Origin of the sequence: Methylobacterium brachiatum (assembly GCF_020523825.1) — a bacterium.
GTDB lineage: Bacteria > Pseudomonadota > Alphaproteobacteria > Rhizobiales > Beijerinckiaceae > Methylobacterium > Methylobacterium brachiatum.
Window position 1 is genome coordinate 583,516 of record NZ_JAJALK010000003.1, and the last position, 18,828, is coordinate 602,343.

Genomic DNA, 18,828 nt, shown 5'->3' on the forward strand with positions numbered 1-18,828 from the left:
TAAATCCGTTGCGCTTTGATTCGGTCGGCACACATGTCAGATCATGTATTAGTCAAATTACTATCGACTTTGACGGTGAGGGTTCATGCCTTCGCATTCTGCGAGATTCAATCGGGGTGGCGATTGCGGAAGCAGGGCATCGCTGACGCCCTGCTCGTCCATTATGTCTTGTCAGGCACCGGGACTATCGTCGTCGGCGACCAGGAGCCCGTGGCCTTCGGGCCGAACAGCATGGTGATTCCGCCGCGCGGCGTTCCTCACTCCCTCGGTTTCGCCGGGGCCATGCACACGGTTACAGCTCGAGATGCGCTCAGGGTGCTTCCCGACGGCCTCGTCGCGCTGACGGCCGGCGACGGCAGTCGCGACATCCTCGTGGCTTGCGGCGCGATCTCGGCCAGTTACGCCGGCGCGCTCGGCCTCTTCGACCGCCTGCAGGGCGCATTGATCGAGGACCTGTCGGGCAACGACCGACTGCGGCACGCCTTCGCCTTCATGATCGAGGAGTTGGTCCAGCCCGGACTCGGCACGCAGGAGGTGACGAGCGCGCTGATGAGGCAGTGCCTCGCCATTCTGCTGCGGGTTCACCTGAAGGAGCGGGGTACCAGTTCGCCAATCTTCGCGGCGCTGCGGGATCCGCGGCTCATGCGCGCCGTCGCGGCGGTCCTCGACGCACCCGGCGCCTCCCACACGGTCGATAGTCTCGCTGCACTCTGCGGGATGAGCCGGTCCGCGTTCGCCGAGCGGTTCTCCGCCATCTTCGGCGAGGGGCCCATCGAGTACCTGCACCGGGTCCGCCTGCGCCTCGCGGCACAGTTGCTGACGACGTCGCCCATGCCCGTGAAGGTCATCGCCGCAAGTGTGGGCTACACCAGTCGAAGCTACTTCTCGCATGCCTTCAAGGCGGCCTACGGCGTCGATCCGAGCGCATACCGCGGTCGATGCGCGGACGCGGCCAAGGCCATCGAACCCGGATCCAACGCGACCTTCGACTCCGCACAGGATGTCACGGGCGAAGATTGAGCGCGCGCTGGCCTGGAGAACCGGCAGCCCATGCGACGACGACATCGAGCCTACCATCTTCGCGATTTCCCGCTCGATTTTGCGGATCGAAGGCAGGCATGGAAGCGGACTGGCGTGCGTTATCGTCCAAAACAGGTGCTGCGCCGCATATCCCGTGTCGACAATTTCAGATCGGTCGCAGTCCTATGGCGAGCGGCACCGTTGCGACGTGCGCGGCGGCCGCACGTGCATGAGGCGCCACATTCGAGGTGATCGCCTGACATGCGATGGAACAAGGCTTGTTTCACGTGCCGTCCGACCAGCGACGGACGCGGTGCGGCTTCCTGGTTCCCCCGCAGGAGCGAGTTCGCATCACCTTGGCCGAACTTCGCAACGCCGATTGCGAAGGCGCCAGCCGATACTTGCGGAACCGCTGGTAACGGACCGAGCGACACACGCGAAATAAATGTGACTAACCCTGATCGAGGATTGCGCCGGATGTCGGCATGAAAGTTTTGATTGCAGCCAGCCCCCTTACGGGCCACGTCAACCCCCTGTTGGCTGTGGGACGACTGCTGGCCAGGCGCGGCGACACCGTCTTGGTGGTGACCGATCCTTCGTTTCGGCAGAAGGTCGAATCTTCGGGTTTGCGCCTCACAGCTTACGAAGACAGGGGTGCGGCGACCTATCTGGAGCCGCACCTGCCGCCTGGACCGGTGCGGTGGACGCACGAATTCGAGCACCGCTTCATCGAACCGATGGCGACGCAAGCCGCGGTTCTGCGCGAGACGATCCGGACGGAGGCTCCGGATGTGATCGTGGCAGGCAGCCTGTTTCTTGGGATCTTGCCGCTTCTTCTCGATGCGACGACGTGCCGGCCTCCGATCATCGTACTCAACATCAGCTTTCTGTTCCTCGACCGTCCCGACGATGCGCCGGTCGGCATGGGGCTGCTCCCGGCCCGGGACGACATCGAGCGTGCTCGCTACGCCGCATTGAAGGTGGGTCTCGATGCCTCATTCGTCCGACCGGTTCGCGCCCTCACCGACGCCCGCCTGGCCCGGCTCGGCGCGCGACCTTTGCCAGCCTCGTTGACCCAATCGCTCGCGATACTGCCCGACGCATTCCTGCAGCCGAGCGTCCGCGAGTTCGAGTACGATTTCGGTACGTTTCCTCCAGGACTGCGTTTTGTCGGGCTGCTGCCGACCACGCCGATGGCGGTCGCGGTACCGGAATGGTGGCCGGATCTGGAGAGCGGCAAGAGCATCATCCTAGTGACACAAGGCACGCTCGCAAACGCTGATTTCAGCGAACTACTTGAGCCGACGCTCCAGGCGCTTGAGGGGCGCGACGATCTTCTCATCGTTGCAACAACTGGCGGGAGATCCGTAGAGGAGATACACTGTGAAATACCGGCTAATGGCCGGGTCGCCACCTTTCTGCCTTTCGACGTGCTTCTCCCCAAAATCGATCTCCTGGTAACCAACGGGGGCTACGGAAGCGTCTCACAAGCTCTCGCCGCTGGCGTTCCGATTGTCTCCGCCGGCTTGACCGAGGACAAGGCCGAGGTCGGAGCCCGGATCGAGTGGTCGGGCGTCGGCTTGAATCTTGCGACGAACCGCCCGACCGTGGACGCCTTGCGTTGGGCCGTCGAGAGGGTGCTCACGGAGCAGCGGTTTCGCGAACGTGCTCGTGTGATGGCACGGGCCTTCGCCGATCTGGACCCAGGGCGCGAGATCCTAGCTGCCATCGACGCTCTCACCCACGTGTCGGGGTAGAGTTTCGACTTTCGCTCTTAGCGGAACGCGCGCCAATCCCTCTTCTTTCAGGGAGAGGTTGTAGGCGCGCTCGCGGCGACAGCCGCGATCAGCGACCTTGGTTCTCGATGTACTGCTTCAGGATCGAGAGCGGGGCGCCGCCCACCGACCCGGCGAAGTAGCTCGGTGTCCACAGCACGCCTCGGCTCTTCCTGACAGACCAGAACGAGGCGATCTCGGGGAACTCCTTCTTCAGCAGGCGGCTCGACACTCCCTTCAAGCTGTTGACCAGTTCCGAGAGCCGAACCTTCGGCGGATAGAACACCAGCAGGTGAACGTGGTCCCGCTCGCCGTTGAACTCGCGCAACTCGACCTCGAAGTCCGCACACACGCTGGCGAAGATCGCTTGGAGCCGGTCGAGGTGCGCACGGGTCAGCACCTTGCCCCGCCGCTTCGTCGTGAACACTAGGTGGGCGTGCAGGGTGAAGACGACGTGCCGCCCGGTGCGAAGCTCCATAGACCAAACCGTCTCGATGCCCTATGTCAAGGGCGTGACCACCCTTACAGACCAAACGGTTCTGAAGACCTTCAGCTTCCGCGTCAAGGACGCGACGAGCGGCTGATCGCGCTCGGCGATGCGGTCAATACGGTCTGGAACTACTTTAACGAGATCAGCATGCGCTCGGCACAGCGTGGTCCGATCTGGGCGGCCAAGAAGCAGCTTCGCGTTCTGACCAAGGGCAGTGGCAAGCTGCTCGGCCTTCCGTCGCAGGTCGTGCAAGAGATGATCAACCAGTACGTCATAAAACGGAAGGCTGCGCGCCGTCCGAAGCTTCGCTGGCGTGCGAGCCGTGGGCCCAGGCGGGCGCTCGGGTGGGTGCCGTTCACGAACCAAGACATCGCCCTCGACGGAACAACCGTGCTCCTGCGTGGCCAGCGCTTCCGCCTGTGGCTGCACCGCGCCGTCGAGGGGCGGATCAAGTCGGGCAACTTCAGCCAAGACGCGCGCGGCCGTTGGTACTGCAACCTCGTGTGCGAGGTGCCCCGTTCGCAGGGGCGCGGGCGCGATGACATCGGCGTCGATCTCGGGCTCAAGTCCGTCGCCAAGTGCTCGGACGGCACAGGACTTGAGCAGGCGCAGTTCTATCGCTGCCTCGAACCCAAGCTCGCCGAAGCGCAGCGCAAGAGGCGCAAGCGGCAGGTCAAATCGATTCACGCCAAGATCGCCAATCGGCGGAAGGATGTGCTTCACAAATTCTCTCGGGCGCTCGTGGATCGCGCCCGCAAGATCACGGTCGGCGACGTGTCGGCCTCGGCTATGACGAAGACCCGGATGGCGAAGAGCGTGCTCGACGCCGGATGGTCTACGCTACGCGGCATGCTCCGGTACAAATGCGATCACGCAGGGGTCGCCTACGCCGAGGTGAACGAAGCCAACACGACACGGACCTGTTCGTTCTGTGGGCGCCTCAGTGGACCCACGGGGCTGGCCGGTCTCAGCATCAGGCGGTGGACGTGCGGCGAGTGCGGATCAGAACATGAGCGCGACCAGAATGCCGCGCGGAATATCGCTCGTCTCGGATGTGAGACGCCGTGCCCGTCCGGGCATGGAAGCCCCGGCTTTTAAGTCGGGGAGACATCACGAAGGTGCATCATGACAGCGCGATGACGCCTTCACATAACGTCATGCAGGTGATCGAGAGCCCGTTCGATTCCTCGCACCGGTCGAAAAGCGCCGTCGGTTGGATCTGCAGCCCCGAATGTGGCGTGCACGATCGATGCACCTTCCACGCCTGACGTCGACGAACGGAAATCGGGACGGCCGCGCTGTCCCGATCCGGGCGGGCGAGCGGGAAAGAGCTTTCGGACGCTGTGAAGGCCGGGCAAGGACTGCACGGCTATCCAGAGTGTAAATCATCAAGATTCATGTTCCGCGTTCCGGTTTCAAACGTCGAATGTCTGTAACAGACCCGTGTTCAGGAGCTCCAGGTGCGGATTTTCGCACGCACGCATGACTTGAGAGATATCGCTAGCCGGCTTATCGCTGCGGTTTTTGTCACCGATCCAATCGGTTATTCAGAAATATTTAGCGAATTCGGCCAACGGTCATTCGCCCGCATCCGCCAGAACGCTCTTCGCGCCATGTCGCCTCAGACCAAGCAACGACCGCCTGGACTCGCGGGCAGTGCTGCCCACATCCTGAGCCAACGTTGGCATGCCGCTCGGAAGCCGGGTATGGCGTTGCCGCCTTACGAAGAGATCGCTCTCGGCTCGCTCGGTCGTTTCGCCGATGGCACGGTGCTGGTGCGCCTCGACGGGCCAGATCTCGTCCACCTGCAAACGGCATCAGCCGTCGCTACATGGCTCGAAGGGACGCCCCGTCATGCCGCCGGACACCAGCGGAGCGACTGCGCGCGGCTCTTGGATCAAATCGTGCGACGCGCCCTCCGGACCGGCCAGCCAGAGCGGCAGGTTGCAAGCCGCGTCGAGAACGGCATCGTCGAGGTTCACGAGATCCTCGCGTTGCCCCTGCACACGCACTGGGGCTTCCCGGTCGCCCTCGTCCACGTCAGCGAACCCCAGACCCGATCCAGTCTCATCGAACAAGTCTACCAGTCGACCCGGGAAGGGGTTCTCGCCCTCGCGCCCGTGCGCGACGCGGACGGACAGCTGTGTGATCTGCAGATCGTCACCCTGAACGCCGGCGCCGCGCAGCTGATGCGCCGGTCGTTGGACAGCCTGTTGTGGCAGCATCTTTCCGAAGTCTACATGGGTCATCACGCGCAGGAGATCACAGCTCGCCTGTTCCGTGTCGTCGAGAACGGCGGAAGCGACAATTTCGAGCTGGAATTCATCGGGGACGATGCGGAATCCTACCTCAAGATCGCCGTAGCCCCACTCGGCGACCTGCTCGTAGTCACCCTCGTCGACATCACGGAGCTGCGCACCCGCGAAGCCTCCTTCCGGATGTTGTTCGAGGCCAACCCGGTTCCGATGTGGGTCTTGGACGCCGGATCCTTGCGCTTCCTCGACGTCAACACCGCCGCCGTCGAGCACTACGGCTACAGCCGCGACCGCTTCCTGGCGATGACAGCCCACGACATCCGACCGGAGGCGGACCGTGCCGAACTGCAGATCGTCTTCGCGAACCGGACGAAGCCCTACGATGGCGAGCGGATCTGGCGTCATTGCAAGGCGGATGGATCGGTGATCCAGATCCTGCCTTACGTGCGTCCGCTCATGCTGCGGGGCCGGCCGGCCGTGCTCGCTGCGAGCATCGACGTCACCGAGCGCCAGCTCGCCGAGGCGGAACTGCGCCGCACGCGCAGCTTCCTCGACACGGTGATCGAGAACATCCCCGCGATGCTCTACGTGCAGGATGCGGTTGATCACCGCCTCCTGCTCGTCAACCGTGCCTGCGAGGCCCTGCTCGGCGTGCCGCGCGACGAACTGATCGGAGGGCCGTCGCATGCTCTGTTTCAGCACACGACGGCCCGGGCCGTGCTGGATCAGGACGCGGCGCTGTTTCGCGCCAGCGGTCGGGACGCGATCGTCGAGGAGCGTCAATTCGAGACGCGCGGCAACGGTACGCGCCTCCTGCACGTCAAGAAGCTCGCCGTGAGCGACGAGGAAGGGCGACCGCAGTACCTGCTCGGGATCGCCGAGGACGTGACGGAGCGCCGCGCCGTTGAGGCGCGGATCGCTCACATGGCACACCACGACCCGCTCACCGACCTGCCGAACCGTGCCTGCTTCCGCGAACGTCTGAGCGACGCGCTCGAGCGACAGCATCGTCATGCCGAGCCGGCGGCCGTGCTCTGCCTCGATCTCGACGGGTTCAAGGCAGTCAACGACACGCTGGGACACGCAGCCGGCGACGCGCTGCTGCGCGCGGTGGCGGATCGCCTCCGGCACTGCGTGCGCGAGGAGGACTTGGTCGCCCGCTTCGGCGGTGACGAGTTCGCCATCCTGCAGGCGAGCGCGCCGTCGCCTGAAGCTGCGGGCCAGCTCGCCGCGCGCCTGGTCGAGTGCTTGGCGCAGCCGTTCTCCATCATCGGTCAGAAGGTGGTGATCGGAGCGAGCCTCGGTATCGCGATGCTGCCGGGCGACGGGACCACGCCGGACCTTCTGCTCAACAACGCCGACCTCGCGCTGTATCAGGCCAAAGCGGAGCGACGCGGCACGTTCCGGTTCTTCGAGCCGGAGATGAACGCCCGCATCCAGGCGCGTCGTACGCTGGAGCGCGAGCTGCGCGAGGCGCTGAACACCGGCGCCTTGGAGCTGTTCTACCAGCCGCTCCTGAACCTGCGGGAGAACCGCATCAACGCCTGCGAGGCGCTGCTGCGCTGGCGCCATCCCGAGCGTGGCTTCGTCTCGCCGGCCGAGTTCATCCCGATCGCCGAGGAGACCGGCCTGATCGCGCCGATCGGCGAATGGGTCCTGCGCGAAGCGTGCCGGGAGGCGGCAACCTGGCCGGGCGAGATCAAGGTCGCGGTCAATCTCTCGCCCGTGCAGTTCCGTCAGCAGAGCCTCGTCCCGGCCGTCGTGTCGGCCCTGGCGAACGCCGGGCTCGATCCCAGCCGACTGGAGCTGGAGATCACGGAGTCGGTGCTGCTCGCCGACAGCGACGCCAACCTGGCGGTCCTACACCGGCTGCGCAACCTCGGCGTGCGCATCGCCATGGACGATTTCGGGACGGGCTACTCCTCCTTGAGCTATCTCCGGACGTTTCCCTTCGACAAGATCAAGATCGATCAGTCCTTTGTGCGCGAGCTCGGTGTCAACCGCCACTGCGCGGCGATCGTGCGGGCGGTGGCCGGACTCGGTGCCGATCTGGGCATCACGACAGTGGCCGAAGGTGTCGAGACCGCGGCGCAGCGCGATCACCTGCAGCATGAGGGTTGCGACGAGATGCAGGGCTACCTGTTCAGCCGTCCGCTGCCGGTCGCCGATCTGCGGCAGCTGATCGCGGCGACTGAACAGGCCGCGCGAGCCGCCTGACGATCGCGCGCGCAACCCGGTTCGGACGAGGGCCGCATATGAACCTGCAGCCTCGTCGCACGTCGCTCAGGCTGTGCGCACGCGTTCAGGAAAGGCTGGTATCGCGCTCCGCGGGATGTGAGAGCCCTGATTCGCTGCCCGGCGTCCGCTCGCACCGCGCCCGCTCGGACCCCCGTTGGAGGCGGCCGCCGCTCGCATCGTCCCGATGCGCCCGGCGATGGTCTGCTCGGCCGCACTCGCGATGGCACGGGCGATCTCCTGGCCGACCTGATCCTGGTCGTCGGCGGCAGCGGCGACGGCGCGCGCCGTGCCACTCGACTGCGCGATCGTCGCCGCGATACCGCCGACCGCGTCCGTTGTGCTTTGCGCTGCGGCATGGATCGCGTCGACCTGACCCATGCTCCGGATCGTGAACGTCGCCTCTTTTTCGTGAACGCAATCGCGCGTCGGCGCGGGCACCCTTACGCGTCGCCTGCGAACCGGGCGTGATCTTGCAGAGGGCTGGTCGTGTGCCTCATATCTCGGGCTGGCCCGGCAACCGGCCAGGAACACGCGCGCGTGCCGAACCGTCGAGCTTCGCCCTGACGCGCCGTTCGGGCCATGCCGCAATCCGGAGGATCCGAAAATGTTCTTCATGTCTCGTCATCGCTGGACGCTGCTTCGGACGGCCGGGGCTGTCGCCCTGATGGTCGGCTGTGGCGGGATCCAGAGCTCCGAGGCGCAGACCACGCCGCCGCCCGCGGCCGGTACGGCGCGGTCGGGGCAAGTACCGCCGCCCCAGCCGAGCGGCGAACCGCAGCCCCGACAGACCCAGTCGCAGGAGCGCACCCCGGAGCAGCTTAGGCAGACGCCACCCCCGCAGCAAAGCGGCGCAGCCCGGCAGAACCAGCCGCAGGAGCGGGCTGCGGCCGCGGCCGAATCCGGTCGTCCGCCGGCCCAGCCGTACACGGTCGACGGCAGGCGGACCCCGTACGTCGCCGAGTACCTGCCGGACGGCCGGCTGGTGCGCCCGATCGGCTGGCGCGAGTGGCCGTTCATCGGCACGCCGCTGACGCCGAACCGGCTCAACCTACCGGAGGCGCCATTCCCGGAGTTTCACATCGTCTATGTCGAGCCGACTGCTTGGGAGCACTTCAAACGGACGGGAGAGTTCCGCGAAGGTACTGTGATCGTCAAGGAGCTCGTGCGCCAGCAGATCAACAGCACGACGGACCCGGCAAACGGCGCGATCACGGAATCGAGCGGCAAAGGCTATTTCATGGCAGAGTATGCCGGTCTCGAGGCGGCTGTGAAGGACTCGCGTCGCTTCGCGAACGAACCGGGTCAATGGGCCTACTTCTCCTTCGGTCACGTGCCCGAGGCACAATACGCCTCGGCGACCGAGGTAAAGGCCGTCGAGACCTGCAATGCCTGCCATGCTGCAAACGCCGGCCGGGATTTCGTATTCATTCAGCACTACCCGGTGCTGCGTGGCTTGCTGGAGCGCGTCGGCAAGAACTAGGGGCCCAAGCGCTCGGCGTTGTCAGTGGAGGATCATATGTTCCGTCGCCGTCTTCCCTCGGCTACTCTTCTTCTAACCTGCGGAGCGACGCTCGCCGCGGCGACAGGCTTGCTCGCCCAACAGGTACGGTCCGCGAACGTTGCAGAAACCCCGAGGGCGTCGGTTGGGCTGGTCGACGTCGCCGGCACCATGCGTCTACCTCTCGACTATCGAGCGGCTTACCAGTTCCTCGGCACCTGGGCTGTCGCCTCCGATACCGTGCCAGGCTCGAAGGAGATGCATACGGTCTACGTCTCTCCGGGCGCGATCGACGAGTATCGAGCCAACGGCCGGTTCAAAAATGGCACCGTCTTGGTGAAGGAGGTGTTCAACGCCGAGAGCGAGGACATGACCACCGGCCGGGTGAGTCGGGCCGCCGGTCTAGCCGGTTGGTTCATGATGGTGAAAGACGATCGCGGCAGCTACCCGGGCAATCCGCTTTGGGGTGACGGGTGGGGCTGGGCATGGTTCGACAAAGGGAGCCCGGACAAGACCAAGACGCTCGACTATCGCCAGGAATGTCTGGGCTGCCACACCCCGGCGCAAGCCACCGACTGGCTGTACGTCAAAGGTTACCCAGTCCTTGCCCGCTGAGGCCACGCTGCTGCTCGATCAAGCTGGATGGCACATCACGACGAAGCTCGCGGTTGTTGTCATCATCCTAGCGCCATTGCCCTCGACCTCTGCTGCGACGCCTGCAACGGGCTCGTCGACTGATCCCCGCGCATCACCTCCATCAGCCTGAGCGAATGGGCCAGGCGCTCTGTTCACTAAGAGGTCCGAACAACCTGCCGCCGCGTGATCTCGTAAGTTTCATCTTTCTTATTTATTGGCAGGGGGCATTTATTGTCTTCGATTGATAAAACAAAAAATATCTAGTTAATGTATATCATAATTACAATATCGATATATCACGGGACAAAAGTAATTATTTAATGTATCAAATTAACTAAAGCAATATGCAATACTCGTTGCTGGAATTTATCCAGACGTGCATGCAAAGTCCTCTCCGAAAAAATTGAGAATCCTGCTGCAGCCGTCGCTTCGGTGTGGAGTGTCAGAAAAATTCACGAGAGCCGCTCCCGTCGATATGCACTCGGCGTACAACCAATCTGCTTGCGAAACCTGGTCGCGAAGTGCTGCGAGGAGTGGAATCCGCACGCAAAGGCGACCTCGGTGATCGAGCGGCGCGGATCGAGCAGCATTTCGCACGCGCGTTCGATACGACGGCGCATGAGCCAACGGTGGGGAGGCAAACCCGTTGCCTTGGCAACAAGAGTCGTGAGCTTGCGTGGAGATAGCTGCGCCGCGCGAGCCACGTCCACCAGCCTGATATCGTCGGCCCAACGCGATTCCATGTACTCGATCGCCCTTCCGACGGCGGGATCGAAACGGCTACGGCGCGGACCGAGGGATTCCCAACGGACTGCGCCGTTCATGGACGAGTGCTGCCGAAGAAGATGGACCGCAACCTCCAGTCCCAACGTATCGATGCGAAGACGCGATAAAGGTCGAGCCATGCGCATTTCAGCCAGCATCTCGACTTCAAGGCGACGAAGTTGCCAGTCAGGAACGGCTCTGGGGTCAATCGATCCTGTTGGCGCAGCAGACGAAACTGAATCCCCGGACTCGACTATATCGCCAAGCGACGGTTCAGGTACGTAGATATTCAGGGTGCGAAATCCGCCGATCGGAAGCCGCGGGTGTTCATCTAGACACACCAAGTAAATGCTACTTAGTGATTTTTGAGTATGAAATTGATAATTATCGTCTTGCAAAATGTCGCAGTCGAATGTGCAGAACCGAAGTGTCAAGTCATGGTGCTCGCGGTTCGGCTCGGCCCAAGGCTTCCAAGCCTCATCGTCGTTGCGCGTCTGGAACGCCACGGATTCGGTGTACTCTGCTCGTCCCTTCGGCCGCTTGACTGGTTGGCTATCCCGGCCTTGTGCCAAAAGGGCGATGATCGCCGGCGTGTTCACGAGCAGTCCCCCCTCCGATCCGGGCGCCCATAGTTCAGCGCACGCGGCACGAAGCCGAGCGCCTGTTCGACGTCGGCGAGCACCACCTTCGAAGCTCCGGAGCAGAGGTCGGTAGTATGGACGGTGAACTGGATCATAACGGGGTCTTCCGGCGATCTTGGGCGGGGGCGTGGATCGCCCGGAACGGCCGCTAGTGCACAGACGCCAACGAACGCACCACGTGCCTGTCCGTTAACTTGCTGCTATCGATGCGAAAACGGCGCTGCCTTGTGTACGCTTTGTCGGCGTCAGAGCACTAGCTGGACCTCGTCATACGATCGGAGAACGCAGCGCGTCGGGCTGGAGCGCTCTCCGCCGAAATGAATGACGGTCCGGTTAAAGAGAGTGCGTCGAAACGGAGCTCATGCGCCCCACGGCGGTGATCCGCACTCCCACGACGGAGCCAGAGCCCATGTGCCGAGGCTCCGGCTCCGCTCGACGTCAGCCCGCGATGCGCGTGGCAGGCCCGATATGCGGGAAGTCGACCTCGGTCTTGAACACCTCGTTGACGTAGTTGGTCAGCACGTTGACCGCGACATGAAGCACGATCTCGACGATCTGCGCGTCCGTGTAACCGACCCTGCGCAAAGCCGCGAGGTCGTCCTCAGCGACATCGGCGCGGGTGACCGCGATCTTGCGGGCGAAGTTGACCGCCACATCCGCGCGGGCGTCGGTCGAGCGGCCTGTGCGGTTGGCCGCGATCTCCGCCTCATCCAGCTTGCGGTGCTTGGCGAGCGCCGTGTGGGCGGCGTTGCAGTAGTCGCAGCCGTTGACGTTCGCAATGGCCAGCGCGATGCGCTCGCGCGTCGCGGGATCGAGCGTACCCCGTGCGAGAGCACCGGAGAAGGCCAGCACGCCTTCCAGGCCGGCCGAGCTCTGCGCGAGGACCTTGTGAAGGTTCGGTACGACACCGAGCTGCGTTCTCACACCCTCAAGCAGATCTTTGACGCTACCGGTCGCCGTGACCGGGTCGATGGAAGCGATGCGTTGCATGGTGGGTCTCCTCATTAATGGTCGGTATCCGAGGCCGGCGACAAATCAGTCGCGACGGTGACGGATCGCCTTGAGCGAGTCGGCGGCAATCCAAAGCGAAATGGCGAGCAGGCCGACATCCTTGAGGAGGAACTGACCGATCGACACCGAGATGGCGGGGAAGCCGAGCTCCGGCGCGGCGACACCGGGCGTCGACGCCATAAAGCTCAGGGTCGTGACGAAGAGGCCGGCCGACAGGAGACCGCCGAGCGCGGAGAGCTTGGGGTTGACGAGCCGCGCGGCGACGAGGGCGCCGATGCTGAGTTCGAGCACGCCGAGGAAAGCCGAGAAGCCACGCACGCTGAAGATGCTGTAGAACCAGCTCAACAGCGGGCTGTTGCCGACCAGCGGAACCAGTCCTTCCGCTTCATAGGCTGTAAACTTCATTCCCCCGAACCAAGCGTAGATGACGGCGAGCGAACCGTAGAGCGCCGCTCGGGTCAGGTGATCCCCGTACCGCTCGATCGCAGTCAAAGCCGGACCGACTTCGACAAAGGCGCCGCTTCGGCCGGAAACAAGAGAGTGATTGGACATGGGAATCGAGCTTTCTATTGCGAAGTTGTGCCGGCGGAGACGAGATGCACCTTCGCCGTCCAGGAGAGGGTACGACGCATCACCGCGCCGGAACTTCAAAGCGGGCGCCCCGGACGTCGATGGCTCGCGTCGGGTTCCGAGCCGTCGATGCCGTGGTCGCAGGCTGTCCGGAAGAGGCGGTGTAGGCGGTGGTCCGACCGTTGCTGCGCAACGGGGCAGGGCCCGCGCCGTTCGGGGCGGCGGGCGTGATCTCCCGGGGGTCGATCTCCGGCGCGACGAATTCGTGGCCCCAGGCGGTGAAGGTGCGGCTCTGCTGGGCCGCGGCCGGCAGCGTGGTGGCGGTCAAGGCAAACGCGACCGTGAACGCTGACATCGTGCGCATGAACATCTTGGATCTCCGTCGAGCCTGAGCGGGTCTCTGCCGCGATTGATTCGAGGCGGCGAATGGCGCCGCTCGTTGAACAAGTTTTATATAAAACCATTTTCGTCCGCGGCACGTGCGCCGGCGCACATGATGTGATATCAAACTTCTTGGAGGTCCGGCTCGGCGGCTCGCATGAGCGCTCGCTCGATCTATATCCTAGAACCAGCTTCCGTTTGGAACCACGACGTGCCCTCGTCCTTCAAGCTGACCCCCGTCGCGGCTGCAGCCATCGAGCAGGCATGCATCTGCGTCGCCGTCCAGCGCGCCGCCCGCGTGATCGGGCGCGAGTTCGACGCGGCGTTCCGAGCCGTCGGTCTTTCGAACTGGCAGTTCACACTTCTCACCGTGCTCGCCTGTGCTGACGGACCGACGATGCGTGAATTGGCCGATGAGCTTGCCCTCGATAAAAGCACGCTCACGGCCAACATCAAGCTGCTCGAGCGGCGTGGGTTGATCACGATCGAACCCGATCCGGACGATCGGCGTGCCCGGCGCGTTCACCTAACAGAGGTGGGCCGTGCCCGTCTCGACGAAACCGTTCCACTGTGGGAGCACATGCAGGCGGAGTGTTTGGCTCGTCTCGGCGAGGCAAATGCGGGCTCGCTTCGCCGAGCATTGGCGAAGTTGGCGGACCGTGATCAAGTCTGAACCCAAGTAGGCCGTCCGTATGGTCGTTGTCGATACTTGCATGAGTCGGGCTGTACGCGTCGAGAAGCTGACACGCTTGTCCCGCGGCGATGGCTGCGACCAGCTCCCCGAAGCGATCCCATTCGATCTATGTCGAGGGCGAGTGCGGAACGAACCGTGTGTTCGGAATCGACGATGATTGACCGTGCAGCACTCCGCAGCCGATGCCCGGCGATCGTCGGCTCTACGCCACGAGCCGACCCATCGAACAGCGAAACCGGCAGCGTGTCCTCGAGCGCACGAATTCGACGGCTCACTACGGACGCCGGCGATCCGAGTACCTCGGCGGCGCACCGAATGCTTCCAAGCTCGTTGACCTGAAGCGCGATATGCAACGATACGAGATCAATCGGGGTGGCTTCAAGCCGGCCTCCCGATCGCACGGTGCTTCCAGCCCGACGAGCCAAAGCGTCATCCGATCCGAGCGGGGCTCAGCCCCACGTCCTCCGCGGACCGGCCGGCTCGATTTGGCAGGTCGCTATCGCCGGCGGCCGGCATTAGGGCGAAAATCCGTGCGGGAAAGCCCGCGCTCTGCTTCATCTTTGGCCAACTCGCGACCGGCAGACAGCCGCACATGTGCACCTGATCGAGATTGACCGTCAGCTCGACCTGCCGGCGGGGCAATCCGAGAGCGTAGGCTTCCAAGAACACGGCGCCTCCGCTGACGATCACGTCCGGGTCGGTATCGGTGGTGTCATACCCGGAAGCGGTGATGTCTCGTTCCTCATGCACGTAGGCAGGAACGTCGCGGCTCCAGCCGGGAAGTGGCACATGCCGGCCACATGCCGGTTCAGCATGCCCTCCTGGCTGGGCCAGCGACGCGACCAGTCGGTCCGCGGCGCGACGAAGGCGCCCGCCGGCATGGGTCCGTTGTGTCCTTCCCAGGCTCGGACATCCTCAAGCCTCGCACGGTAATCCGGATCGGTTACCGTGTGCTCGCCGATGATCGACACGACGAGCGGAAAGACCAGCTCTGCACCGCTATCCGATGCAGGAAGCGGGGGACCCGCACGAACTGAGCTGGCGGGTCGACATGCGCGCCCCACTGGCCCTGCAATCGCCACTCCTCGGCAAGGAAGCCGTGTTTCTTGCTGCCCACGCCGGGATCTTGGTGGTAGATCACCGTCCGCTGCGCCGGGGCGAAGCTCGAGCGGTGGAGAATGTCCACGTCGAAGGCATGCGCCAGGTCCCCCAGCGCGCCGCACGCAGTTGCGGCAGCAGCGCCCAGAGATCCTCGACCGAATGCGGGTCGTGCCCCATCAGGCGACCCGGCCGAGCTCGCGAATGGTGTGCTCATTCTCGACGTTGCCGGTGTTCAGCGTGGTGTTCGGCTCCAACAGCACGACATGGCACTCGTCGGTGAGCGCCTCCGGCAAGTGCTCGGTCCCGTGAGGGACGATGATGAACTCGCCCGGATCGAGATCAAGCGCCGGCCGGTCGCGGAAGCTCATTCGCAACCGACCCTCGACGACGAGGAAGAGTTCGTCCTCCTGGTCGTGCTGGTGCCAGTGAAAGGAACCCCTAAACTTGGCGAGCTTGACCTGAAAGTCGCCCAGGTCGCCGGCGATCTTGGGGCTCCAGTGGTCCGAGAACGTGCTGAACGCCTTCGCGAGGTTGACCTTGTCCATGATGTCGCTCCTTGCTGTGGAGGGCTCTTGTTGCAGCCCCACGCGGCCGCGAGCGCAGCCCGGATGGCCTCGAACTGGTCGGCGAGCGCGGACGATTGGGCCTGGAAGACGCCATCCAACACTGCCGTGCCGACCGTGAACGCGACGGCCCCCGCGCATAGGGCCTCTATCACCCGCTCGGGCCGATCGATCAAGCCCGCGACGACCACCGGTTCGGCACGGTGTCGAGGCCGCGTTGCCCGCCTTGCGCAGCAGGCTCTAGGACGTGAACGCCGAGGACGCTCCGTGCACCTTGTCGCGCAGCATCGGAGCGGCGAGCGCGTCACGAGGTGGCATCGCCCCCCCTTCAAGCCTCGACCCGGATCGCGGCGGGTCCGGCCTCGAACCGGCCGACGATGGCGGCCTGTGCGAAGCCCGTGTCGGGCTCGGAATAAATTGGCACCGAAATAATCTGAGCTCTCAAGCGATCTCACCGCCGACGACACTCTTATTCTGTCACCGAATGCCGGCGAATTGACACCAAAAAGCAGTTCGAACAAATATTCTGACACTGGATCGACCGCACGATAGCTCCTCATTGACAGGGTGAAAGCCAGCTTTATTGAACCGACCGATAGACACCGAGCGCAGAACGGTTAAACAGCTGTAGCTACGCACGCTCTAGCCAGATTTCGGACATATGGATTCGGCGCGGCGAGCCTGTTCACATCACGACTCCGCACCTGATGTTGCAGCAGTTGAGAGACTGATTTCGAGGGAGTGGGACATGGAAAGGGCATCACCCGCGCAGCCGCCCCGCCGTAGCACTCGCGCGGAACCCTCAAATCAAAATACGAGCAAGCTTAATATTTTCGACGACGCATCCGGCCGTCCACAATGCAACATGATCTCTCAACTTGCGCGGGAAGATCTGTTTTTCAAGGCATTGTACCACCCAGGAGTGAGACTCCTGCTGGAATTCATCTCGGATGATTACAAGACGATGCGCGACATCGAACGAGAGATATTAGGAAAAGACGAAGCCGAGTCCTGCCTCAGGAGAGTCGCAGAACTCGAAATTGTTGAAAAAATCAAGACTGAAATGGGCCCGGCATATCGATTACGCCCACGGGCAATGATTCCGGTTCACGATTGGCTGGGACGCCTCTCAGGAAACTCTGGTATTTAAAGGAAATTGATCGCCAAGATTCCGAAGAAAAATCAGGCCTGACCCTGCGAACAACCATGTAGTTTTTCTCGTCAATTCCCATAATTCTAAAGATACGCCTCTCCATCGATCGCTTAAGCTTTCCGGAAGGGAGCAATTTTACTCGACAACGTACTTCCATGAACGCCGCAAACCAGCCCAATTTAATGCTACATTCTTCATGAGACCGGACTATATCTGCGATTATGCCATCGAGACAAGAGGGATATTCGAGCGCAAGCTCAAGGCCGCGGAAAGTTGCAAATGCCCCATGTGGCAAGATACGGCCTGCGACAATGAAGGATAGACTGGCGAGAACCGAGAAGAAGGCGAGTTGCTCGCGGGCAGTTGAATGCGCAATTATGGCCGGCAACTGCGTGAGGGCGTTCGCGTCGCGACGCAGCACGCCGACCATTAGCTTGGCCAACTCCTGTTTCCTCTCTGAGGCGTACCGGGGCGCGACCATACGCAAATCGATAGCGCAGTTTTGACACAGATAGACACTCTCGATTCCTACCCAAGAAAGCGACTTCTGACATGTAGGACAGATTTGAACAAAACATTCCCCAGTGTCCGGATCGCATGGAAGGCAGGCGACTTGCCAGTGCGCCCTGATCCAGGGAATACCATCCGATTTGAGCATGCCGGGTGCCACTCGCCGCCGATGTGGCTCGATGACGTCCAAGCCAGCGTCCTGACCGAAAAGCTCAAAGCCGTTCTTACCTTCGGCAAATGCATCATTTGCAAGCTTTTGCAGCTCGAGACCCGCAAGGTCCGCAAACGTCTCGAGTTGGTATCTGCGAAGCGGGACAGAAGCTAAGCTATTCGCGTCTACCTGCAGGCCAAAACGCAGAAGCATCTCGACCGATATACGTTTTATCCGAGCGTAGCGCACGACTACACTTCTTAGGTCCTCCCCAGGTTGTGCTTGTACGGTTCGACGCAGCCGCGCCGCTGAAGGAGGCACGTCACTCATCGTAAAGCGTCCTTCCTTTGCGTCGCTTCCTATCGTCCAAATTGATGCGCATTGCGTCCTCGACCGACAGCGGAATATTGGGAAGTTGGAAATCTTTGACCCAAGGATTTACGCCATTCATTGTAGGATCGTCGCCATGAAGTAGATCGAAAGCTTGATTTAAATGCTTGATAGACAACGTCGAAGGCATCGTTCCCTCAGCGCAATCGGCGAATGCCAAATCAGTCGCAGCGCGAGTGAGCAGGGTGAGCCGCCCAAGACGGCCGCGCGTTGCAAAAAATGTCGACTGTAACCAATCCTTCGTCGACAATCCCGGCTTCTGCAAGAACGGTAGCTTGTCTTCAAATTTTTTAATTACACTAGCGAACGCAATTTGTTCTTTCCGCGCACGGAACGGCAGCGGCTTTAAGAGTACTCTTGGACCCGCACGTTCCTTAACTGCCTCATGTCGCGAGAACAATTCCTCTAGGAGCGGAGAACCGGTGATTGCGATCGGAAACGTTGCTGCATTCTGCATGGTTATGAGCATACTTCTGGCTGCATCGACTGCCGCAGAAGATCCACTTCTGAACAAATTCTGGTACTCGTCGAGCGCGACAAGCGTGACGTTGTTGTCATTGGAAATATCTATAGCGCGCTGAATCGCGTCACGCTCACGTAGGGGCGGCTCATACCTGCGGCCCCGTGCGCTCACACGCAAATCCTCGAAGAGGCGCAACCATCGGGTCGCAACACCTAGCGGTGTTTCCCCGGCAGAAAGCTCGAGGTAAACGATCAAATGGCCGTTGCCTTCGATGAGCCGCTGAAGCCCCTTTCCGACCTGTGTGCCAGTAAGTTCTTCGATGTGACGTTTTAGAATTTCGCTTTTGCCGCAACGTGAATATCCGCGTATATATCCTACGGATCCTTCCCTGCGCCGATTCGGAGCGAACGTGAGGTGCTGGAGAGCCTGTGCGGCGATCTTGATCGCATCATGCCGTATAAAGATCCTGTCTATGTAATCCAGCCGCTTCTTGTGCGGAAGCTCGTGAGGGAATATTGCCACC

General features: G+C 62.4%; 20 protein-coding genes. 7 read left to right on the forward strand and 13 right to left on the reverse strand.

What is annotated here, in order from left to right; genetic code table 11:
- The first annotated feature begins 33 nt into the window (after nt 1-33).
- Both LGR69_RS09875 and LGR69_RS09880 read left to right on the forward strand, forming a co-directional pair.
- The gene (locus LGR69_RS09875; RefSeq protein ID WP_043378325.1) at nt 34-1,020 is read left to right on the forward strand and encodes an AraC family transcriptional regulator; all 987 of its coding nucleotides are present in this window, start codon (nt 34-36) and stop codon (nt 1,018-1,020) included.
- Between the two features lie 485 nt (nt 1,021-1,505).
- Nucleotides 1,506-2,777, forward strand: a complete 1,272-nt coding sequence (locus LGR69_RS09880) for a glycosyltransferase (RefSeq protein WP_043378323.1) — start codon at nt 1,506-1,508, stop codon at nt 2,775-2,777.
- 88 nt (nt 2,778-2,865) lie between these two features.
- Here the strand turns inward: LGR69_RS09880 and tnpA are convergent, their stop codons facing one another.
- The gene (tnpA, locus tag LGR69_RS09885; RefSeq protein WP_043378321.1) at nt 2,866-3,273 is read right to left on the reverse strand and encodes an IS200/IS605 family transposase; all 408 of its coding nucleotides are present in this window, start codon (nt 3,271-3,273) and stop codon (nt 2,866-2,868) included.
- Here tnpA and LGR69_RS09890 point away from each other — a divergent pair.
- Both LGR69_RS09890 and LGR69_RS09895 read left to right on the forward strand, forming a co-directional pair.
- Nucleotides 3,250-4,383 (forward strand): RNA-guided endonuclease InsQ/TnpB family protein, encoded by a 1,134-nt coding sequence (locus LGR69_RS09890; RefSeq protein WP_230365910.1) that lies wholly within the window; start codon nt 3,250-3,252, stop codon nt 4,381-4,383. The genes tnpA and LGR69_RS09890 overlap by 24 nt on opposite strands.
- A 362-nt stretch (nt 4,384-4,745) precedes the next feature.
- Nucleotides 4,746-7,757 carry a sensor domain-containing protein gene (locus LGR69_RS09895; RefSeq protein WP_143739264.1) on the forward strand — a complete coding sequence of 1,004 codons (3,012 nt, stop codon included), beginning with the start codon at nt 4,746-4,748 and terminating at the stop codon, nt 7,755-7,757.
- 66 nt (nt 7,758-7,823) lie between these two features.
- Here the strand turns inward: LGR69_RS09895 and LGR69_RS09900 are convergent, their stop codons facing one another.
- Complete coding sequence (locus LGR69_RS09900; RefSeq protein ID WP_043378319.1) at nt 7,824-8,156, reverse strand: hypothetical protein; 333 nt, start codon at nt 8,154-8,156, stop codon at nt 7,824-7,826.
- Between the two features lie 226 nt (nt 8,157-8,382).
- Here LGR69_RS09900 and LGR69_RS09905 point away from each other — a divergent pair, with 226 nt between their 5' ends.
- Both LGR69_RS09905 and LGR69_RS09910 read left to right on the forward strand, forming a co-directional pair.
- Nucleotides 8,383-9,258 (forward strand): cytochrome P460 family protein, encoded by an 876-nt coding sequence (locus tag LGR69_RS09905; protein WP_051975888.1) that lies wholly within the window; start codon nt 8,383-8,385, stop codon nt 9,256-9,258.
- Nucleotides 9,259-9,366: 108 nt separating this feature from the next.
- Complete coding sequence (locus LGR69_RS09910) at nt 9,367-9,891, forward strand: cytochrome P460 family protein (RefSeq protein WP_230365911.1); 525 nt, start codon at nt 9,367-9,369, stop codon at nt 9,889-9,891.
- A 473-nt stretch (nt 9,892-10,364) separates the two neighbouring features.
- On the opposite strand, the gene LGR69_RS32025 is transcribed toward LGR69_RS09910, so the two are convergent.
- From LGR69_RS32025 to LGR69_RS09935, 5 genes are all read right to left on the reverse strand, one after another.
- Nucleotides 10,365-11,276, reverse strand: a complete 912-nt coding sequence (locus LGR69_RS32025; protein WP_139239449.1) for a helix-turn-helix domain-containing protein — start codon at nt 11,274-11,276, stop codon at nt 10,365-10,367.
- Nucleotides 11,273-11,413, reverse strand: a complete 141-nt coding sequence (locus tag LGR69_RS09920; RefSeq protein ID WP_158713259.1) for a hypothetical protein — start codon at nt 11,411-11,413, stop codon at nt 11,273-11,275. The genes LGR69_RS32025 and LGR69_RS09920 overlap by 4 nt, the downstream gene beginning before the upstream one ends.
- 343 nt (nt 11,414-11,756) lie before the next feature.
- Nucleotides 11,757-12,308, reverse strand: a complete 552-nt coding sequence (locus tag LGR69_RS09925) for a carboxymuconolactone decarboxylase family protein (protein WP_043378316.1) — start codon at nt 12,306-12,308, stop codon at nt 11,757-11,759.
- A gap of 45 nt (nt 12,309-12,353) precedes the next feature.
- Nucleotides 12,354-12,881 carry a YkgB family protein gene (locus LGR69_RS09930; protein ID WP_043378313.1) on the reverse strand — a complete coding sequence of 176 codons (528 nt, stop codon included), beginning with the start codon at nt 12,879-12,881 and terminating at the stop codon, nt 12,354-12,356.
- Between the two features lie 79 nt (nt 12,882-12,960).
- Nucleotides 12,961-13,269 carry a hypothetical protein gene (locus tag LGR69_RS09935; RefSeq protein WP_043378310.1) on the reverse strand — a complete coding sequence of 103 codons (309 nt, stop codon included), beginning with the start codon at nt 13,267-13,269 and terminating at the stop codon, nt 12,961-12,963.
- Nucleotides 13,270-13,437: 168 nt separating this feature from the next.
- Between LGR69_RS09935 and LGR69_RS09940 the strand changes: the two genes are divergently transcribed.
- The gene (locus tag LGR69_RS09940) at nt 13,438-13,953 is read left to right on the forward strand and encodes a MarR family winged helix-turn-helix transcriptional regulator (RefSeq protein ID WP_081948528.1); all 516 of its coding nucleotides are present in this window, start codon (nt 13,438-13,440) and stop codon (nt 13,951-13,953) included.
- Here the strand turns inward: LGR69_RS09940 and LGR69_RS32175 are convergent.
- The 6 genes from LGR69_RS32175 to LGR69_RS09960 form a co-directional block, all read right to left on the reverse strand.
- Nucleotides 13,944-14,375 carry a LysR family transcriptional regulator gene (locus LGR69_RS32175; RefSeq protein ID WP_179239981.1) on the reverse strand — a complete coding sequence of 144 codons (432 nt, stop codon included), beginning with the start codon at nt 14,373-14,375 and terminating at the stop codon, nt 13,944-13,946. The two genes, LGR69_RS09940 and LGR69_RS32175, sit on opposite strands and share 10 nt — an antisense overlap.
- Nucleotides 14,376-14,403: 28 nt before the next feature.
- On the reverse strand, nt 14,404-14,724 hold the full coding sequence (locus LGR69_RS09945) for a hypothetical protein (RefSeq protein ID WP_059408427.1): 321 nt from the start codon (nt 14,722-14,724) through the stop codon (nt 14,404-14,406).
- Nucleotides 14,661-15,197, reverse strand: coding sequence for a cyclase family protein (locus LGR69_RS32180; protein ID WP_353806844.1), 537 nt, complete (start codon nt 15,195-15,197; stop codon nt 14,661-14,663). The genes LGR69_RS09945 and LGR69_RS32180 overlap by 64 nt, the downstream gene beginning before the upstream one ends.
- A gap of 54 nt (nt 15,198-15,251) precedes the next feature.
- Nucleotides 15,252-15,620 (reverse strand): cupin domain-containing protein, encoded by a 369-nt coding sequence (locus LGR69_RS09950; RefSeq protein WP_059408428.1) that lies wholly within the window; start codon nt 15,618-15,620, stop codon nt 15,252-15,254.
- 1,070 nt (nt 15,621-16,690) lie between these two features.
- Nucleotides 16,691-17,782, reverse strand: coding sequence for a hypothetical protein (locus LGR69_RS09955; protein ID WP_139239620.1), 1,092 nt, complete (start codon nt 17,780-17,782; stop codon nt 16,691-16,693).
- On the reverse strand, nt 17,775-18,827 hold the full coding sequence (locus LGR69_RS09960; protein WP_179696867.1) for an AAA family ATPase: 1,053 nt from the start codon (nt 18,825-18,827) through the stop codon (nt 17,775-17,777). The genes LGR69_RS09955 and LGR69_RS09960 overlap by 8 nt, the downstream gene beginning before the upstream one ends.
- Nucleotide 18,828 lies beyond the last annotated feature (1 nt).

Bases quoted from the DNA above. Each gene is read 5' to 3' on its own strand.
- LGR69_RS09875 (WP_043378325.1), top strand. From the start codon at position 34: ATGTCAGATCATGTATTAGTCAAATTACTATCGACTTTGACGGTGAGG.
- LGR69_RS09880 (WP_043378323.1), top strand. From the start codon at position 1,506: ATGAAAGTTTTGATTGCAGCCAGCCCCCTTACGGGCCACGTCAACCCC.
- tnpA (WP_043378321.1), bottom strand. From the start codon at position 3,273: ATGGAGCTTCGCACCGGGCGGCACGTCGTCTTCACCCTGCACGCCCAC.
- LGR69_RS09900 (WP_043378319.1), bottom strand. From the start codon at position 8,156: ATGGGTCAGGTCGACGCGATCCATGCCGCAGCGCAAAGCACAACGGAC.
- LGR69_RS09905 (WP_051975888.1), top strand. From the start codon at position 8,383: ATGTTCTTCATGTCTCGTCATCGCTGGACGCTGCTTCGGACGGCCGGG.
- LGR69_RS09920 (WP_158713259.1), bottom strand. From the start codon at position 11,413: ATGATCCAGTTCACCGTCCATACTACCGACCTCTGCTCCGGAGCTTCG.
- LGR69_RS09925 (WP_043378316.1), bottom strand. From the start codon at position 12,308: ATGCAACGCATCGCTTCCATCGACCCGGTCACGGCGACCGGTAGCGTC.
- LGR69_RS09930 (WP_043378313.1), bottom strand. From the start codon at position 12,881: ATGTCCAATCACTCTCTTGTTTCCGGCCGAAGCGGCGCCTTTGTCGAA.
- LGR69_RS09935 (WP_043378310.1), bottom strand. From the start codon at position 13,269: ATGTTCATGCGCACGATGTCAGCGTTCACGGTCGCGTTTGCCTTGACC.
- LGR69_RS09940 (WP_081948528.1), top strand. From the start codon at position 13,438: ATGAGCGCTCGCTCGATCTATATCCTAGAACCAGCTTCCGTTTGGAAC.
- LGR69_RS09950 (WP_059408428.1), bottom strand. From the start codon at position 15,620: ATGGACAAGGTCAACCTCGCGAAGGCGTTCAGCACGTTCTCGGACCAC.
- LGR69_RS09955 (WP_139239620.1), bottom strand. From the start codon at position 17,782: ATGAGTGACGTGCCTCCTTCAGCGGCGCGGCTGCGTCGAACCGTACAA.